The sequence below is a fragment of the Deferrisoma camini S3R1 genome, from assembly GCF_000526155.1.
Classification (GTDB): Bacteria; Desulfobacterota; Deferrisomatia; order Deferrisomatales; family Deferrisomataceae; genus Deferrisoma; species Deferrisoma camini.
Genome location: NZ_JAFN01000001.1, coordinates 1,820,991 through 1,837,835 on the forward strand (window position 1 = coordinate 1,820,991; position 16,845 = coordinate 1,837,835).

Below are 16,845 nucleotides of genomic sequence, written 5' to 3' on the forward strand. Positions count from 1 at the left end.
TGAGCTCCTCTTGATCGCAAATCGGCATGAGAGTGAGACTCTGTCCCACCCACACCCTGAAAAGGGGGAAATCCATGCGTGTTCGCCTCGCCGTGATCGTCCCGGTCCTCGCGGCCCTGGTGCTCCTCGGTGCCTGCTCCAAGAGCCCGGAGGAGAAGTTCGCCCTCCACAAGGCCCGAGGCCACGCCTTCCTGCAGGACGGCAAGATCGACGAGGCGGTCCTGGAGCTCCGGGGGGCCCTCCAGATCAAGCCCGACTCGCCCGAGGTGCTGTTCGACCTGGGGGATGCGCTCCTGAAGAAGGGGCGGATCCGCGAGGCGTACCAGGCCTTCCGCAAGGTGTCGGAGCTCGAGCCCGACAACCTCGACGTGCAGATCCGGCTCGGCAACCTGGAGCTCCTGGCCAACATGGCCGCCGAGTCCCGGGGCCGGGCGGAGAAGGTGCTCGAAGACGCCCCGGACCGGGCCGACGCCCACCTCCTGCTCGGCAAAGCATACCTGCGCGAGCGCAAACTGGACGAGGCCCTGGCCCAGTTCGACAAGGCCATCGAGCTCGAGCCGAAGAAGGTGGGGTACCGCCTGGTCAAAGCCACCGCCCTGCTGGCCGGCCAGCGCCTGGCCGAGGCCCGGGCCGAGGTGGACCGGGCCCTCGAGATCGCCCCCGACAACCGGGACGGCCTGCTGCTGCTCGCCCAGATCGCGGACCTCCAGAAGGACACCGAGGCGGTGGACCGAGCCTTCACCAAGGCCCTCAACACCTCGCCCGACGACCCGGCCGTGTGGCTGAGCTACGGCAACTACTGGATGACCAAGGGCGAGGTGGACAAGGCGGTGGATGCCTTTCGCAAGGCCGGCGAGAAGGAAAAACGCACCACCCGGGGGTGGGAGAAGGTGGCCGAGATCGCCCTGGCCCGCCGGGACCTGGACCTGGCCCGGGAGGCCGTGGCCAAGATCCGGGAGAAGAACCCCAAGAGCGCGGCGGCCCTGTACTACGAGGGCCGGATCTTCCTCCAGCAGCGCAAGTTCGACGAGGCCTCGGCCCGGCTCGCCCAGGTGCTCCAGCAGTACCCAGACCACCCCGAGGCCCACTACTTCCAGGGGCTGGCCCGGTACGGGAGCGGGAGCCTGGAGCTGGCCCAGGCCGAGCTGGAGAAGGCCGTGCAGGTCAACCCCAACTTCTACAAGGCGCGGATGCTCCTGGCCCAGGTGCTCCTGGACCGCCGGGACTTCGAAGGCGCGCTCAAGGCCACCGATCCCCTGGTCTCGACCCCGAAGGTCCACACCGAGGCCGTGCTGATCCGGGCCACCGCGCTCATGGGCCTCGACCGGCCGAAGGAGGCCCGGAAGCTGCTGGAGGCCCTGGTCAAGGCCGTGCCCGGCCACGGCCGGGCCTGGGAGCGGCTCGGGGTGTGCTACGTGACCCTCAAGAAGCCCGACCTGGCCCTCAAGGCGTTCCGCAAGGCCATGGAGGCCGACCCCGCCAACCTGCGGCCCGTGATCCTGGCCACGGCCCTGCTCACGGCCCAGAAGAAGACCAGCGACGCGGTCAAGCTGGTGGAGGGCCACATCCGTGCCGGCAACGACTCGGCCCCGGCCCGGATCCTGCTGGCCAAGGTCCGGCTGGCCGCCAAGGACCCGGACGGCGCCCGCAAGGACCTGGAGAAGGCGTTGGAGCTCGACGAGAACGCGGCCGAGGCCTACCTGCTGCTGGCCCGGCTCCAAAGCGGGCCCGACGCCGGCGACAAGGCCCTGGCCGATCTGGAGAAGGCCGTGGAGAAGCGGCCCGACTACCTGCCCGCGTGGGTGCTCAAGGGCTCGCTCCACGACCTCAGGGGCGAGTACGACGCGGCCAACGAGGCCTACCGCAAGGTGCTCGACCGCAACCCCGACTTCATCCCCGCGCTCAACAACCTGGCCTGGAACCTCTCGGAGCACGGCGGCAACATCGACGAGGCCCTGAAATTCGCCGAGCGGGCCGTGGAGCTGGCCCCGGACTCCCCGCCCCTGAACGACACCCTGGGCTGGATCTACGTGAAGAAGGGGGTACCCCTGAAGGGAGCGCGGCACCTGGAGACCGCGGCCGAGGGCCTGCCCGACAACCCGGTGGTCCAGTACCACCTGGGGGTGGCCTACGCCCGCCTGGGCGAGAAGAAAAAGGCCCGGTCCGCCCTGGAGAAAGCCCTGAAGCTCGCCAAGGACTTCCCCGGCGCCGACGAGGCCCGCAAGGAACTCGAGGCCCTGGGGGCGGACTGATACCGCGGTGACCGACAGCCCCCTTCTCCACCCCACCATCGTCCTCGTCGAGCCCCTGTACGGCGGGAACCTGGGCAGCGTGGCCCGCGTCATGGCCAACTTCGGGCTCCGGGATCTGGTGCTCGTGAACCCGGCCCCGGGCATCCTGGAGGACCCGCGCCTGGAGCCCATGGCGAGAAAGGCCGTGGAACTGGTGCGGGGCGCGAGGATCGTGGGCACCCTGGCCGAGGCCGTGGCCGACGCCGAGCTGGCCCTGGGGTTCACCACCCGGCTGGGCCGCCGCCGCAACGACGGCCTCGAGCTCCGGCAGGCCGTGGAGCAGGCGGCCCGGTTCCTCGCGCCCGGCGCCCGCATCGCGGCCGTGTTCGGCCGGGAGGATGCAGGCCTCACCACGGCCGAGCTGGACCTGTGCCACTGGCTCGTGCGGATCCCCACGGACCGGGGCCTGCCCAGCCTCAACCTGGCCCAGGCCGTGGGCCTGTTCTGCTACGAGGTGCGCATGGCCCGGCTGGCCGCGGCTCCGGAGTCGGTGCCGTACCGGCCGGCCACCGTGGCCGAGATGGAGGGCATGTACGCCCACTTCGAGCGGGTGCTGTGGGAGATCGGGTTCATCGAGGAGGAGAGCCCGGAGCGCATGATGAACCAGATCCGCCGGATCTTCTCCCGCCGGCTCCCCAGCCCCCGGGACGTGCGGATCCTCCGGGGCATCCTGTCGAAGGTGGAGCTGGCCCTGCGCCGGCCGGAGCTGCGGAAAGCGCCCCCGGAGTGAGAGAGTTCGGGCCTTCGGCCCGCTGACGGGCCAGGCGGCTGGGCAGCTTGGCGGCCGGGCGGCTCCCGGGCTGCTGCCAGCGGGGCAGGTTTTATTAACCCGGCGGCAAAATAGGCGCGTCACCACGGAGGGCGGGGCAAGGGACCTGCATCCCAGGAACCAGGAGCCGGTGGACAGAAGACAGGGGAGAACCGCTCCTGCAGTTCTCCTGTCTATTGTTCTCTGAACTCTGCCCCCTGATACGGCCACGCCCGGCGCTCCACCAGGCCCCTCGCCCCCCGAAATCGTGAAGAGGAGGCGAAGGGGCGTAGTAATGGGTAGAACGCGTGGGAATCCGGGAGGCTTTCAAGCCTCCTAGCATTCCGGCTTTCTAGCTTTCCAGCCACTTGGCGGACCGATGGCCTGACCGATTCGTGTTCCGTTTCGCAAAAAATATGCGGATTACGGCGGTGGGGCTGGGGGCTCCGACGAAGCGCGACGGCCGAGCAGCCCGGGCCGCCCGGCGCCAGGGGAGCGGCCGCGGCGCGTGCTCTCACGCGCCGCAGCGGACCGCGCCGAGGCGGCCCCTGCGAGGCCGTTCAGCGAAGGAGGGGCCCCCAGCCCCACCCCCTGGGAACACCGCGAAATTTCCGAAACCCGACGCTAGCCCGCATTATTCATGGAGCCTTCTGCTGCAACCGCCGATTGCACACCATCTCGGGGCGTGCTCGCGCCTCGGGGCTCGACGTACCGTCCAGTACGCCTGCGCCCCTCGGCGCTGCGCTTGCCCCGATCTGACGCACACTCGACGGTTTCGCGACGAACGCTCATGAATAATGCGGGCTAGCCGGGGATCTCCGGGGACCACAGGAGCCGGTGGGCCCCCAGCCGGACCAGGTACCGGGCCGTGGGCTCGTCGTCCCGGCGAAGGAACAGGGCGTTGCCCCGGGACCACAGGGGGGTGGGGTCCTCCTCGTTGCGCAAGCGGGCCTCGGGGTGGGCGAGGCAGGGCCGGCCGCACCGCACCGGGTCCTCGGTCCAGGGGCAGGCCAGGCTCACGGTCACCGGCACCCACGGCGCGTGCACCCGCAGGGTCACCCCCTCGGGCAAGTCGGGCACCCGGATCCCGGCCGGCGTGAGGTCCAGCTCCACCCCCACGGCCCCGTGCTCCGCGAGCAGGGCCCGCCCCTCGGGCCCGTCCCACAGGCTCGCCCGGAGCTCGGCCGCCTCGGACGCCGAGGCCGAGGCCAGCATCGCGGCCACCCGGGGCCCCCGGCGCTGGCGCGACAGCAGCCGGCCGGCCACCCCCCGCAACGGCAGGCCGGCCCCCCGGGCCCGGGCCCACAGGCCCCAGTCGTTGAAGCTCACCTCCGCCCCGGGCGCGGCCTCCAGCGCGGCCGCGAGCCACGCCCACGCCGCCTCGGCCGTGCCCTCCCGGACCACCGGGGTCACGAGCTGGAGCCCCACGCCCAGGGACCGGCACAGCCCGGCCGCCTCGGCCAGGGCCTCCAGGCGGGGCAGCCGGTGGACGCAGAACTCGGCTCCCAGGGCCAGCCCGTCGTACCCCCGAAGCTCCTCGGCTCCGGGAACCCGATCGGTCCTCAGGTACCGCCCGACAACAGCCGCCGCTCCAAGAGGTCGGCCACGGCCCCGGCGTCCCCCAGGGGGAGCACCGGGCAGGGCGCCTCGAAACCGGCGAGATCGGTGGCGACGCAGAGCACGTCCTCGGTCCATGGAACCTCCCGTTCGAACCCCCGCCGCACCACCTCGATCCTCGGATACCCCCCCAGCCCCTTGAACCCCTCGACCAGCAGGAGCTCGGTGCCCGGGGGGCACCACCCGGCCAGGGTGCCGGGCGACACGTCCGGCGGCCGGTCCCGGAACACCACCACCTCGTCCGCGGTGACGAAGAAGGTCGCCACGGCCCCGGCCCGGCGGTGCCGCCAGGTGTCCTTGCCGGGCCGGTCCACCTCGACCCGGCCCCGGTGGTGCTTCACCGTGGCCACCCGCCGGCCCCGGGCCGTGAGCTCGCGCACCAGGGACTCGAGCAGGGTGGTCTTGCCGCTCCCCGAGGGCCCCGCCACCAGGCAGACGGGTGGGTTCACGGGCCGATCCCCGGTTCGGCCTGGTCCAGGATGCCCGGGTCGTAGATCTGCACCCGCACCCGCTCCCCCGGCTCGGCGCCCGTGGACTCCGCTGGGATCACCAGCAGGCCGTTCGCCTGGACCAGGGTGCTCAGGATGCCAGAGCCCTGCTTCTTGACGCGGACCACCCGGAAGCCCTCCGGCCCGCGCTCGACCCGGCACCGCACGAAATCGGTCCGGCCCGCCTTGGTCCTCACCGCGCCGGCCTCCTCGCCGAGGACGGCCTCGACCACGGGCCGGAACAGCTCCCGGTGCCCCAGCATCTTGCGCAGGGCGGGCCGCACGAACTGCTCGAACGCCACCATGGCCGAGACCGGATTGCCCGGAAGCCCGAACACCGGCACCCGGCCCTTCATGCCGAACACCACGGGCTTGCCCGGCTTCATGGCCACCTTCCAGAACTGGACCGCCACCCCGGCCCGGGCCAGCACCGGCCGCACGAAGTCGTAGTCCCCCATCGACACCCCGCCGGTGGTGATGACCGCGTCGCACGTCGCCGCCCGCTCGAACATCTCCAGCAGCCCCTCCGGGTCGTCCCGGCCGATGCCCAGCACCACCGGAACCCCCCCGGCCTCGGCCACCTGGGCGGCCACCCCGTACGAGTTGGAGTTGATGATCTTGGCCCCCTGGGCCGGGGAGTCCAGGTCCACGATCTCGTCGCCGGTGGCCAGCACCGCCACCCGGGGCCGCTGGTGGACCAGCACGAACGCCCGGCCCAGGCTGGCCATCATGCCCACCTCGGCCGCCCGGACCCGGGTGCCCCGGGGCAGCACCAGGGTCCCCTGCCGCACGTCCTCGCCCTGGGGCCGGATGTTGGCTCCGGCGGCCGGCACCGACACGATCTCCACCCCGCCGTCCGCCTCCCGCGTGTCCTCCACCTGCACCACGGTGTCGGCGCCGGCCGGGATGGGAGCACCCGTCATGATCTTGGCCGCCTGGCCCGGCTCCAGGCCCCGGCTCGGGTCGGCGCCGGCCGGGATCGCCTCGACCACCCGGAGCACGACCCCGGGCCGCAGATCGGCGTGGCGCACGGCGTAGCCGTCCATGGCCGAGTTGTCGTGGGGCGGAAGGTCCCGGGGCGCCGTGACCTCCTCGGCCAGCACCCGCCCGTGGGCCTCGAGGATCGAGACCTTCTCCGGGGGCATGGGCCCCACCGCACCCAAAATGATCTCCACCGCGTCGAGAACGGGTATCATGGAACGAGGCTCCTTATAACTTCGGTCGTTGGTCGTTGGTCGTCGGTCAGGGGCCTTCGGCCCGCTAGGCGGCTAGGCAGCTAGGCGGCTAGGCAGCCGGGCGGCTCTCGAACCGCGCCAAGGATCGAGAGATCCTAGCAACGGCCGCGAAAAACGGTCAACTTGGCCCCGGCTTCCGGGGTTCCCACACGTCCCACCACTCGGCCGTGCGGCCCGGCGCCACCCCGGGCCAGCCGGCCGGCCTCGCCCACCGGTAGCGAACGCGGCGACGCCGGCCCCGGCGCTCCTCCGCCACCGGTGCCAGGCCGGACACCGGCACCTTTCCGTGGCCGGTGGGCAGGTCCACCACGTAGCGGATGCTCCGGCCCAGCAGGGCCTCGGCCCGCCGGACCGTCCCCAGCCCCTCCCGCAGGCTCACCCAGAACCGGCCCGTGCCCGGAGCCCGGTCGGGATGATGGAGGTAGCGCAGCCCGACCCCCATCCCCTCCAGCCGCCGCACCAGGTCGGCCAGGACCGGAGCCGAGTCGTTGATCCCCCGCAGGAGCACGGCCTGGTTCTCCACGGGCACGCCGGCGGTCCGGAGCCGTTCCACCGCCCCCTCCAGGGCGGGACGGGCCTCGGCCGGGTGGTTCGCGTGGATCACCACCCGGCACGGCGGCCCCGACGCCAGGGCCTCCGCGAGCCCGGCCCCCACCCGCCGGGGCACCACCACCGGCGCCCGGGTGTGGACCCGCCACTGCCGAACGTGCGAGATCCGGCCCAGCCGCCGGCCGATCCCGGCCAGCACCCGATCGGGCAGGGTGAGGGGGTCCCCCCCGGACAGGATCACCTCCCCGACCTCGGGGTGGCGCTCCAGCCAGGCGCAGATCCGGTTCCACGCTTCCGGCCCCGGCCCGCTTCGGTGCGCCTCCCCCCCCCGCCGGAAGCAGAACCGGCAGTACAAGAAGCACCGGGATGCCGCCAGCACCACCACCCGGTCGGGATGCTTGCGCACCAGGAACGGCACCGGCATGAGTCCCTGCTCGCCGGTGGGGTCGGCCAGGGCGTCGGGATCGGGGCCCTCGCCGGCCGGATCCGGCTCGCCCATGGCCAGCAGCGGGCTCCCCCGGCCCAGGGCCTCGGCCAGTCTGCGGTATTCCCTGGGCCAGCGCACGGGAAACGTGTTCAGCTCGGGCTCCTTTCGGCTTTGACACACCCCCCCCGGGGGCGGTAAAAATACGCGCTTTCCAACCCCCGGCCAAGGAGCTTTCGCGATGTACAAGGCGGGTGACCTGCGCAAAGGCCTCAAACTGGAACTGGACGGCGAGCCGTACGTCATCGTGGACTTCGAGTTCTCGAAACCCGGCAAGGGCCAGGCCCTGTACCGGTGCCGGCTCAAAAACATGCTCACCGGCATCCAGTTCGACCGGACCTACCGCTCGGGCGACACCTTCAAGCCGGCCGACGTGGAGGAGCGCAAGATGACCTACCTCTACACGGACGGCCAGTTCTACACCTTCATGGACCAGAAGACCTACGAGCAGTACCAGGTGTCGGCCGAGCAGCTGGGCGACAGCCGGTACTTCCTCACCGACAACCTGGAGGTGGACGTGGTGCTGTGGCAGGACAAGGCCATCGGCGTGACCCTGCCCAACTTCGTGGTGCTCACCGTGACCCGGGCCGATCCGGCCGCCCGGGGCGACACCGCCACCAACGTGACCAAGCCCGTGCTGGTGGAGACCGGGTACGAGCTGCAGGCCCCGGCCTTCGTGGAGGAAGGGGACAGGATCCAGATCGACACCCGGACCGGCCAGTACGTGACCCGGGTGAAGGAGTAGGCGTGCCCGACCCCAGGGAGCCGGTTCTGCGGGCCCGGGCCCGGATCGTCGCAGCGGTCCGGGCCTTTTTCGTGGACCGGGGGTACGTGGAGGTGGAGACCCCCCACCGGATCCCCGCCCCCCTGCCCGAGGCCCACATCGATCCGGTCCGGGCCGACGGGGGGGTGCTCCACCCGAGCCCCGAGCTGTGCATGAAGCGGCTCCTGGCCCGGGGGTGGGACCGGATCTTCCAGATCTGCCGGTGCTGGAGGGCGGGGGAACGAGGCCGGCTCCACCTGCCCGAGTTCACCCTGCTGGAGTGGTACCGGACCGGCGTGGACTACACGGCCCTCATGGCCGAGTGCGAAGAGCTCCTCCTGCACGCCGCCCGGGCCGCGGGGAGGGGACCGCAGATCCACCGCCAGGGGACCCGGGTGGACCTGCGCCCGCCCTGGCCCCGGATCTCGGTGGACGAGGCGTTCGAGCGGTGGGCCGGCGCCGACCCGGACCGCGCCCTGGCCGACGGCTCGTTCGACGAGCTGGTGGTGACCCGGATCGAGCCCGCCCTGGCCCGTTTGGGCAAGCCCGCGTTCCTGTACGACTACCCCCTGGGCCAGGCCGCCCTGGCCCGACGCCGGCCCGACCGGCCGGACCGGGCCGAGCGGTTCGAGCTCTACGCCGGCGGGCTGGAGCTGGCCAACGCCTTCACCGAGCTGACCGACCCGGTCGAGCAGCGTGCCCGGTTCGAAGCGGAGCAGGAGGCCCGCCGCCGCCGGGGCGCCCGGACCGACCCCATGCCCGAGCGGTTTCTGCAGGACCTCTCCCGGCTCCCCCCCTGCGCCGGCATCGCCCTGGGCGTGGACCGGCTGGTCATGCTGCTCACCGAGGCCGAGAGCATCGACGAGGTGGTGACGTTCACCCCCGAGGAGCTGGGCTGACCCGGCTCCCACCCAAGTTGCGTTCAAAGCTATCGGACCCCTGAACCGGCGGGGCAAGGGGCCTGGTGGAGAGCCGGGCGTGGCTCCTACAGTCGCTGCCTCCGGCACTCAGCCGATGCCCGTTCTGCCGGTGACCCTAACTGCGTTGTCAACGTTCGCTTTTCCAGCGTTCATGGAGCATCCGGGCTGAGTGCCGGGGGCAGCGTGAGTCGGATGCTGCACTCACGCACGGCCGGAACCAGGCCCCTTGCCCCGCCCCCCGGAGGGATCTCTGATCGAACGCGACTTGGTATCGCTCCTGCCGCACAGGCCGCTACCCGCCTCCTGGCCCCAGGGCTCTCCCCCCCGAAAGCCACCACCTCAAGTCCGCATTCCAACCGTCCGAAACGAAAGGAGAACCCTGTCGCGGAGGCCCGACGATGCCCGACGGCGTGCGCATGATGGACCTGGCGGCGCTGACCCGGGGCCTGGAGGAGTTCAAACGCCTCGACCCCGAGCAGAGGGTGCTCGCCAACCGGCTGGCCACCCAGGCCGCGGTGCACCGGGTGGAGGAGGTGCACCGGGACGTGACCGCCGCGAACCGGGCCGGCGAGACCCGCGTTCGGGACCGGGACCGGCGTTCGGACTCCGAAGGGGAAGGGCAACGTCACGCGGGCGCTGAAGAGGGGGAGGACGCCGAGGTGGAGTCCTGCCCTCCCGAGGCGGACGAAGGGCACGTGCTCGACATCAAGGTGTGATACCAAGTCGCGTTCAAAGCTATTGCCCCCCTGCCCAGAGGGGCAAGGGTCCTGTCGGAGAGCCGGGCGCGGCCCCTTCGCTCGCCGCGCAGTGCCTCCGGCGTCTGGACTGCGAAAGGGTTCGGATTCCAACGGGTTGTCATGAAGCCAGCTCCCCAGCCCCGTGCCTGCGCGGCGGATCTCAATGCCTGGCTTCGCGCCCGGCCGGAGGCAGGTCCCTTGCCCCGCCCCCGGCTGGGTATCCTATGGATGGCAACTTGGTATGACTCCCCTTCAAGACGAGCGGGCCGGAGCCCCGCAGGGCTCCGGCCCGTCGTGGAATACGGGTTCCCCGGCCCAGATCGGCCGGGGCATCCCGGAGAGGAAGGGCTCTCCCCTACTTCACCAGGTCCAGCCCGTCCAACCCCGGCCCGTGCACCACCGTGCCCGAGGGGCACGGACACTCCTTCTTCTGGTGCGTATCCGCGGTACCCGCCAGCACCACGGAAGAACCCAGGCCAAACACCGCCAGGACCGAAAGCACGGCGATCAGACGTTTCATGGCAACACCTCCCTTTCGTCGGTTCGGTTGAGGACCGTGACGACCGGAAGCGCTCCCGATTCTCGCTCATTTAGATGACGCGCCCCTTCGAAGGTTACACGCGGCAACCGCCTGCCGGGGGACGCCCTCCGCTCCGGAACCGACCGCTCTCCCCTTCTGGTACCAAGCTGCATCCAAAGCCGTTGCCCCCGAGCAGAGAGAGGGACCTGCCGGAGAGCCGGGTGCGGCTCCTTAGCTCGCCGCGCAGCGCCTCTGACGTTAGGACCGCGAAATGGTCAGGATTCCAGCGAGTTGTCATGAAACCAGCTCTTCGGTCCCGTGCCTGCGCGGGGAATCTCAATGCCCGGCTTCGCGCCCGGCCGGAGGCAGGTTCCTTGCTCCGCCCCACGAGAACTCTCGGTTTGAACGCAAGTCGGTATGAAACGACATCCGGCCAGAGCCTCCCCTTGGGCGCGGCCGCCCTGCTCTGCTATTCTCGTGGCCCATGCGAGCCGACGTGGAGCAGATCGTCCAAGCCCTGCTGCGGGACCGGAACCTGGGGCCGTGCGTGACCCACCACCAGGTGATCGAGCCGGCCCCGGCCCGTACCGAGCCGTTCCCCGACGGCGTGCACCCGGACCTCGTGCAGGCCCTCGGCACCCGGGGCATCGAGCGCCCCTACTCCCACCAGGCCCGGGCCGCCGAGGCCGCCCTGGGGGGCCGGGCCTTCGTGGCCGTGACCCCCACCGCATCGGGCAAGACCCTGTGCTACAACCTGCCGGTGCTGACCACCCTGCTCCAGGAGCCGGACGCCCGGGCCCTGTACCTGTTCCCCACCAAGGCCCTGGCCCAGGACCAGCTGGCCGAGCTCCAGGAGCTGGCCCGGGCGATGGGCCGGGACCTTCCGGCGTTCACCTACGACGGCGACACCCCCCAGGACGTCCGTCGGCGCGTGCGCGACCAGGCCCGGATCGTGCTCACCAACCCCGACATGCTCCACCAGGGCATCCTGCCCCACCACCCCCGGTGGGCCCGGTTCTTCGGGAGCCTCCGGTACGTGGTGATCGACGAGATGCACGTGTACCGGGGCATCTTCGGCTCCCACGTGGCCAACGTGCTGCGCCGGCTGCGGCGGGTGTGCCGGTTCCACGGGTCCGAGCCCGTGTTCCTCCTCTCCTCCGCCACCATCCGCAACCCGGGGGACCTGGCCCGGCGGCTCACCGGCGTGGAGGACCTCGTCGAGATCACCGACTCCGGCGCTCCGCGCGCGAGGAAGCACCTGCTGTTCGTGAACCCGCCGGTGATCGACCCGGCGCTGGGGCTGCGGGCCTCGGCCGTGGGCGTGGCCCGAAGGATCGCCACCCGGTTCCTGCGGGAGGGGGTGTCTACCATCGCGTTCGTGCGCACCCGGCTCCAGGTGGAGATCCTCACCCGGTACCTCAAGGACCGGTTCGAGCGCCGGCCGGACCGCAAGGGCTGGGTGCGCGGGTACCGGGGCGGGTACCTGCCGGACCTGCGGCGCCAGATCGAGCGGGGGCTGAGGGACGGCACCATCCGGGGCGTGGTGGCCACCAACGCCCTGGAGCTGGGCATCGACATCGGCCAACTGGAGGCGGCCGTGCTCACCGGATACCCGGGCAGCGTGGCGAGCACCTGGCAGCAGGCGGGCCGGGCCGGCCGGCGCACCGGGGTGAGCGCCGCCGTGCTGGTGGCCTCGAGCCAGCCCCTGGACCAGTACGTGATCACCCACCCCGAAACGGTGGTGGGCACGCCGCCGGAGCTCGGGCTGATCGACCCCGACAACCTCCACGTGCTGGTCAGCCACATCCGGTGCGCCGCGTTCGAACTGCCGTTCGAGGAGGGGGAGGAGTTCGGGTCCGAGCCCCTCGAGGAGATCCTGGCCTTCCTCGAGGAGAAGGGCGTGCTGCGCCGGTCCGGCCGGCGGTGGCACTGGATCGAGGACGCCTACCCGGCCGAGCAGGTGGCCCTGCGCACCGCCGACCCCGACAACTTCGCGGTGATCGACGCCTCGGGGCCCCGGCCCCGGGTCATCGCCCAGGTGGACCTGGAGAGCGCGCCCACCACCATCCACCCCGGCGCCGTCTACATGGTGGAGGGCCGGGCCCACCAGGTGGAGCGCCTGGACTGGGAAGGCCGCAAGGCCTACGTGCGGCCGGTGGACCCCGACTACTACACCCAGGCCATCTCCTACGCCAAGGTGCGCGTCCTCGAGGCGTTCGCCGGCCACGACCTGGGCCGGGGGCGGGCCGAGTGGGGCGAGGTGCACGTGCTCGCCCGGGTGCCGGGCTACAAGAAGATCAAGTTCTACACCTCGGAGAACGTGGGCTACGGCGAGGTGGACCTGCCCGACCAGGAGATGCACACCACCGCGGCCTGGTGGGTGTTCCCCCTGATCCTGGCCGAGGCCCTGGGGCTCACCGACGCCGCCTTCCTGGACGGCATCGCCGGGCTGGGCCACGCGCTCCACCACCTGGCCTCGCTCCACTGCCTGTGCGACCCCTCCGACCTGGGCCGGGCCCTGGGCGACCGGGAGGGCCGGTGGGACGCGGGCCCCGGCCCGGTGGACCCGGCCGCCGCCCCGCCGGGGATCGAGCCCACCCTGTTCCTGTACGAGCGGTACCCGGGCGGCTGCGGCCTGGCCGAGGGGATCCACGGCCGCACCCGCGAGCTCCTGGAGGGCGCCCTGGAGCTCCTGGCCGCCTGCCGGTGCGAGAGCGGCTGCCCCTCGTGCGTGGGCCCACCCGGCGACGTGGGCCCCGAGGCCAAGGCGGCGGCCCAGCGCCTGCTGGGCCTGCTGCTGCGGACGGCATGATGAAGGGGCTCGCCGCACGGCTGCGCCGCCTGGACCGGAGCCGGCCCCTGGCCGGCTCGGCCTTGCGGGAGCGGCTCGAGCGGATGGATCGGGCCGCCGCCTCCTCCCGCCGGGCCCCCATCGACCGGTTCGTGGCCGGCGACCGGGTGGACACCCCGGCCGGGCCGGTGTTCCGGGTGGTGCGCACCGCGGCGGCGTCCAAGGCCCACGGCCGCCTGCCCGTGGGCGAGCTGGGCCGGCTGCCCTGCGAGGGCCTCCGGGACCTCTTCCCCCGGGAGCTCGGTCGCGTGGGAACCCCTTCGGAGATCGCGTTCCTCGACACCGAGACCACGGGCCTGGCCGGCGGCGCGGGCACGGTGGCGTTCCTGGTGGGGGTGGGGCGGTGGGATCCCGGAGGCCGGGGGTTCCGGGTGGTGCAGCTCTTTCTGGAGGACCTGGACCGGGAGCCCGCCCTGCTCCACGCGCTGGCCCAGGAGCTCGAAGGGGTGTCGTGCCTCGTCACCTTCAACGGCCACCGGTTCGACGTGCCGCTCCTCGAGAACCGCCACGTGCTGAACCGCATGGCTTGGCCCCTGGAGGGGGCGCCCCACCTGGACCTGCTGCCGCCGGCGCGGGCGCTGTGGCGGCCCACCCTCCCCAACTGCCGCCTCGTCACCCTGGAGGCCGGGGTGCTGGGGGTCCGGCGCACCGGCGACGTGCCCGGGGCCGAGATCCCGGCCCTGTACGGCCGCTACCTGCGCCACGGCGCGGAGGAGCGGCTGGGACGGGTGTTCTCCCACAACCGCATCGACATTCTGAGCCTGGCCGGGCTCCTCTGGGCCGCGGGCCGGGCCGCCCGCCGGCCCGAAGGGCCCCAGGCCCTGGGCGTGGGGCTGCTGCACGCCCGGGCACGGCGGCCGGACCGGGCCCACCGGGCCCTCGCGGCCGGGCTGGACCACGCCCCCAGCCGAGGGGACCGGATCCGGGCCCTGCGGGAGCTGGGCCGGGCCCACAAGGCCCGGGGCGACTGGCACGCGGCCCTCGCGGTCTGGCAGAAATGGGCGGGGCTCGAGCCCTACCGGCTCGAGCCGGTGGAGGAGGCGGCCAAGGCCCTGGAGCACCGGCTCCGGGATCCGGGCCGGGCCCTGGCGTGGGTCGAGAGGGCCCTGGGCCTGCCCCACTGGCCCCCGGCGGACCGGGCGGCCCTGGAGCACCGCCGGGATCGGCTGAGGAGGAAGGCGGGAGACCGCGGGGTGTGAGGGAGAGGCGGGGCGGGTCAGTCCCGCCCGGCTTCGCTTCGGACCCGCAGGGTGCGCAGCCGGTTCAGGGCCGCGGCCAGCTCGAAGCGCCGGAACCCCGCCAGGTCGCCCACGGGGCGGTCGGTGAGGGCGTCGAGGCCCTCCTGCCGGACCTCCTCCTCGATCCGGTCCAGGATCTCGGCCAGGGTGCGGCGGCCGTCGGCCAGGGCCCGCACCCGCAGGAGCGCCGCGCCCACGGCCCTAAGCTGCCCCGGGTGGACGATCTGCTCCACGGCCGACACGTCGATCTCCTCGGTGCCGAACAGCACGGTCTTCACCCCCCGGCTCCTCACGCTCTCCTCGCGCCGGCCCCGGCGCGGGTCCAGGCTCCCGCCCAGGGGCCGGCGGGGCGTCACCGCTCCGAAGGCCGGGCCCCCTTCGGGCCGGCGCTCGGCCCGGTACCGCTCGGCGATCGCCTTGGCCTGCCGGGTCACGTCCCTCGGCCGGAACGCCTCCATGGCGATCACGGTGTCGGCCACGTCGAAGTAGTCGCCGCTGCCGCCCATCACCAGCACCGTGGACACCCCGCGCTCCTCCCAGAGCTGGCGCACCTTGTCCACGAACGGGGTGATCGGCTCCTTGTCCTTGGCGATCAGCTCCTGCATCCGGTGGTCGCGGATCATGAAGTTGGTGGCCGAGGTGTCCTCGTCCACCAGCAGAACCCGGCTCCCCGCCTCCAGGGCCTCCACGATGTTCGACGCCTGGGAGGTGGATCCCGATGCGTCCTGGGTGGAGAACGCGGCCGTGTCCACCCCACCGGGCAGGTTCGAGATGAACGGACGGATGTCCACGCCGGCCACGGCCCGGCCGTCCTCGGACCGGATCTTCACGGCCGTGGGATCGGTGACCACCAGCTCCCTTCCGTCGGCCGGCCGGTGGTTGTACACCCCCAGCTCCAACGCCTCGAGCAGCGTGGACTTGCCGTGGAACCCTCCGCCCACGATCAGGGTGATGCCCCGGGGGATTCCCATGCCCGCGACCCGGCCCCGGTTGGGGAGGTCCACCTCCACCCGCAGGCTCGGGGGGCTCTCGAACGGCACGGCCCCGGCCCCCAGGGGCCGGGGATCCACGCCGCTCAGCCGAGGAAGGACGGCGCCGTCGGCCACGAACGCCACGAGACCCAGCTCCGGGAGCCGGGACCGAAGGGCCTCGGCGTCCTCGTTGGTCTCGGCCGCGGCCCGCACCTCGGCCGGGTCCAGGTTCCGGTACCGGAGCGAGCGCGAGACCAGCTCGGGCACCCGATCGCACAGGATCTCGGCGGCGGCCCGGCCCAGGATGCGCCGGCCGCGGGCCGGGAGCCCCACGGTGAACCGGAGCTCCACGGCCCCGTCCCGCACCAGGGCGGCGGTGGTGGGCAGCACCTCCTGCCCGGGCGCGTCGATGTCGATCCGGCCGCTCTTGCCCGACCCCGACGGCCGGGACGCCCGCCGGGCCTCCCGGTGGAACCGCCGCGCCAGGAACGAGCACACCCCCACCACGCGGGCCTCGCCGGCCAGCAGGTCGGGGGGAAACCCGGCCACGTCCAGGGGCACGCGCACCCGCATCCGGCTGGGCGCGGCGAACGGGTCGCCCTGCACGTGGTCCACGATTAGTCGGAAGTCGGGGAAGTCGTAGGAACCCTTGATGTCCTTGTAGGCGGGGTACGGCCCGTTGTCGAGCCGCAGCAGCATCCTTCGCAGGTCCTCCTGGCTCGGCATGGAAGTGTTTCACTCCGCTGGGAGGTTAGGAAGCTGGGAAGCAAGAAGCAGGTCAGCCGAGGGGTTCAGTCCAGGGTGAACTCCCGGATCCCGAGGAAGTGCCCGGTGCCGGTCAGGTAGTCCAACTCGGCGCGGACCAGGGCGGTGTGGCCGTCCTCGATCTCGAGGAACCGCCGGAACAGGGCCTTGGCCTCGGGATGGTCCACGGCGTCCACCAGCGTCCGGTAGTGGGCGCTCACCTCCTCCTCCAGGTGGAGCGCGGTCTCCAGGTGGGCGAACCCGTAGGCCCGGTCACCGGCCCGGCCCTCCCCTTCCATCTTGCGCTCCCCCTCCTCCATCCATTTCTTCTGGGGCACAGCCGTCTCGATCTCGGCCGGACCGAGCACCCCCTGGGAGCGCCACTGCTCCAGCTTGTGCTCCAGGTACTCCACGTGGCGCCCCTCTTCCCGGGCCATCAGCCCGAAGAACTCCCGGGCCGCGTCCTCCCGGGCCGCTTCGGCGGCCTCGGCGTAGTGGGCCTGCACCTTGCGCTCGAACGCGAGCGCCGTGGTCAACGCTTCTTCGATCTTCATGCTCGGCCTCCGTGTGGTGAACGGCATCACCGCCGAACCGAACGGTAGCCGCGGTGCAGGGCGCCGTCAAGCGCTGCCGTTTGCCCGGGCGACGCCGGGCTGGTACCGTTCGTTTCCGTGCTCTTCGGACCCGAG

At 72.4% G+C, this 16,845-nt stretch carries 13 protein-coding genes; 7 read left to right on the forward strand and 6 right to left on the reverse strand.

The window, feature by feature from the left end; all coding sequences use genetic code 11:
- Positions 1-74 precede the first annotated feature (74 nt).
- Positions 75-2,252, forward strand: a complete 2,178-nt coding sequence (locus DEFCA_RS0108040) for a tetratricopeptide repeat protein (protein WP_025322515.1) — start codon at positions 75-77, stop codon at positions 2,250-2,252.
- Between the two features lie 7 nt (positions 2,253-2,259).
- Complete coding sequence (locus DEFCA_RS0108045) at positions 2,260-3,021, forward strand: RNA methyltransferase (RefSeq protein WP_025322516.1); 762 nt, start codon at positions 2,260-2,262, stop codon at positions 3,019-3,021.
- A gap of 1,580 nt (positions 3,022-4,601) precedes the next feature.
- Here the strand turns inward: DEFCA_RS0108045 and mobB are convergent.
- From mobB to DEFCA_RS0108065, 3 genes are all read right to left on the reverse strand, one after another.
- Positions 4,602-5,105 carry a molybdopterin-guanine dinucleotide biosynthesis protein B gene (gene mobB / locus DEFCA_RS0108055; RefSeq protein WP_025322518.1) on the reverse strand — a complete coding sequence of 168 codons (504 nt, stop codon included), beginning with the start codon at positions 5,103-5,105 and terminating at the stop codon, positions 4,602-4,604.
- Positions 5,102-6,340, reverse strand: a complete 1,239-nt coding sequence (locus tag DEFCA_RS0108060; protein ID WP_025322519.1) for a molybdopterin molybdotransferase MoeA — start codon at positions 6,338-6,340, stop codon at positions 5,102-5,104. The genes mobB and DEFCA_RS0108060 overlap by 4 nt, the downstream gene beginning before the upstream one ends.
- Positions 6,341-6,497: 157 nt before the next feature.
- Positions 6,498-7,535, reverse strand: a complete 1,038-nt coding sequence (locus DEFCA_RS0108065; RefSeq protein WP_169709506.1) for a KamA family radical SAM protein — start codon at positions 7,533-7,535, stop codon at positions 6,498-6,500.
- Between the two features lie 58 nt (positions 7,536-7,593).
- On the opposite strand from DEFCA_RS0108065, the gene efp reads away from it, so the two are divergent.
- From efp to DEFCA_RS0108080, 3 genes are all read left to right on the forward strand, one after another.
- Positions 7,594-8,157: an elongation factor P gene (gene efp / locus DEFCA_RS0108070; protein WP_025322521.1), complete on the forward strand. Its 564-nt coding sequence runs from the start codon at positions 7,594-7,596 to the stop codon at positions 8,155-8,157.
- 2 nt (positions 8,158-8,159) lie between these two features.
- Complete coding sequence (gene epmA / locus DEFCA_RS0108075; RefSeq protein ID WP_025322522.1) at positions 8,160-9,074, forward strand: EF-P lysine aminoacylase EpmA; 915 nt, start codon at positions 8,160-8,162, stop codon at positions 9,072-9,074.
- Positions 9,075-9,493: 419 nt separating this feature from the next.
- Positions 9,494-9,811: a hypothetical protein gene (locus tag DEFCA_RS0108080; RefSeq protein WP_025322523.1), complete on the forward strand. Its 318-nt coding sequence runs from the start codon at positions 9,494-9,496 to the stop codon at positions 9,809-9,811.
- Positions 9,812-10,187: 376 nt separating this feature from the next.
- Here the strand turns inward: DEFCA_RS0108080 and DEFCA_RS22205 are convergent, their stop codons facing one another.
- The gene (locus DEFCA_RS22205) at positions 10,188-10,352 is read right to left on the reverse strand and encodes a hypothetical protein (protein WP_169709507.1); all 165 of its coding nucleotides are present in this window, start codon (positions 10,350-10,352) and stop codon (positions 10,188-10,190) included.
- A 484-nt stretch (positions 10,353-10,836) separates the two neighbouring features.
- On the opposite strand from DEFCA_RS22205, the gene DEFCA_RS24080 reads away from it, so the two are divergent.
- Both DEFCA_RS24080 and DEFCA_RS24085 read left to right on the forward strand, forming a co-directional pair.
- Positions 10,837-13,164 (forward strand): DEAD/DEAH box helicase, encoded by a 2,328-nt coding sequence (locus tag DEFCA_RS24080; RefSeq protein WP_029733773.1) that lies wholly within the window; start codon positions 10,837-10,839, stop codon positions 13,162-13,164.
- Complete coding sequence (locus tag DEFCA_RS24085) at positions 13,164-14,402, forward strand: ribonuclease H-like domain-containing protein (protein ID WP_025322525.1); 1,239 nt, start codon at positions 13,164-13,166, stop codon at positions 14,400-14,402. Before DEFCA_RS24080 ends, DEFCA_RS24085 begins: the two co-directional genes overlap by 1 nt.
- Before the next feature lie 17 nt (positions 14,403-14,419).
- Here the strand turns inward: DEFCA_RS24085 and DEFCA_RS0108100 are convergent, their stop codons facing one another.
- Entirely contained in the window at positions 14,420-16,138 is a 1,719-nt protein-coding gene (locus DEFCA_RS0108100) for an ABC-ATPase domain-containing protein (RefSeq protein ID WP_025322526.1), read from the reverse strand.
- A 65-nt stretch (positions 16,139-16,203) separates the two neighbouring features.
- Positions 16,204-16,710, reverse strand: a complete 507-nt coding sequence (locus DEFCA_RS0108105; protein WP_025322527.1) for a ferritin family protein — start codon at positions 16,708-16,710, stop codon at positions 16,204-16,206.
- Between the last annotated feature and the right edge of the window lie 135 nt (positions 16,711-16,845).

What these genes read in the sequence shown, in the direction of transcription:
- DEFCA_RS0108105 (WP_025322527.1), bottom strand. Translation starts at nt 16,710, where the DNA reads ATGAAGATCGAAGAAGCGTTGACCACGGCGCTCGCGTTCGAGCGCAAG.
- efp (WP_025322521.1), top strand. Translation starts at nt 7,594, where the DNA reads ATGTACAAGGCGGGTGACCTGCGCAAAGGCCTCAAACTGGAACTGGAC.
- DEFCA_RS24080 (WP_029733773.1), top strand. Translation starts at nt 10,837, where the DNA reads ATGCGAGCCGACGTGGAGCAGATCGTCCAAGCCCTGCTGCGGGACCGG.
- DEFCA_RS24085 (WP_025322525.1), top strand. Translation starts at nt 13,164, where the DNA reads ATGAAGGGGCTCGCCGCACGGCTGCGCCGCCTGGACCGGAGCCGGCCC.
- DEFCA_RS0108040 (WP_025322515.1), top strand. Translation starts at nt 75, where the DNA reads ATGCGTGTTCGCCTCGCCGTGATCGTCCCGGTCCTCGCGGCCCTGGTG.
- DEFCA_RS0108080 (WP_025322523.1), top strand. Translation starts at nt 9,494, where the DNA reads ATGCCCGACGGCGTGCGCATGATGGACCTGGCGGCGCTGACCCGGGGC.
- DEFCA_RS0108100 (WP_025322526.1), bottom strand. Translation starts at nt 16,138, where the DNA reads ATGCCGAGCCAGGAGGACCTGCGAAGGATGCTGCTGCGGCTCGACAAC.
- DEFCA_RS0108060 (WP_025322519.1), bottom strand. Translation starts at nt 6,340, where the DNA reads ATGATACCCGTTCTCGACGCGGTGGAGATCATTTTGGGTGCGGTGGGG.
- DEFCA_RS22205 (WP_169709507.1), bottom strand. Translation starts at nt 10,352, where the DNA reads ATGAAACGTCTGATCGCCGTGCTTTCGGTCCTGGCGGTGTTTGGCCTG.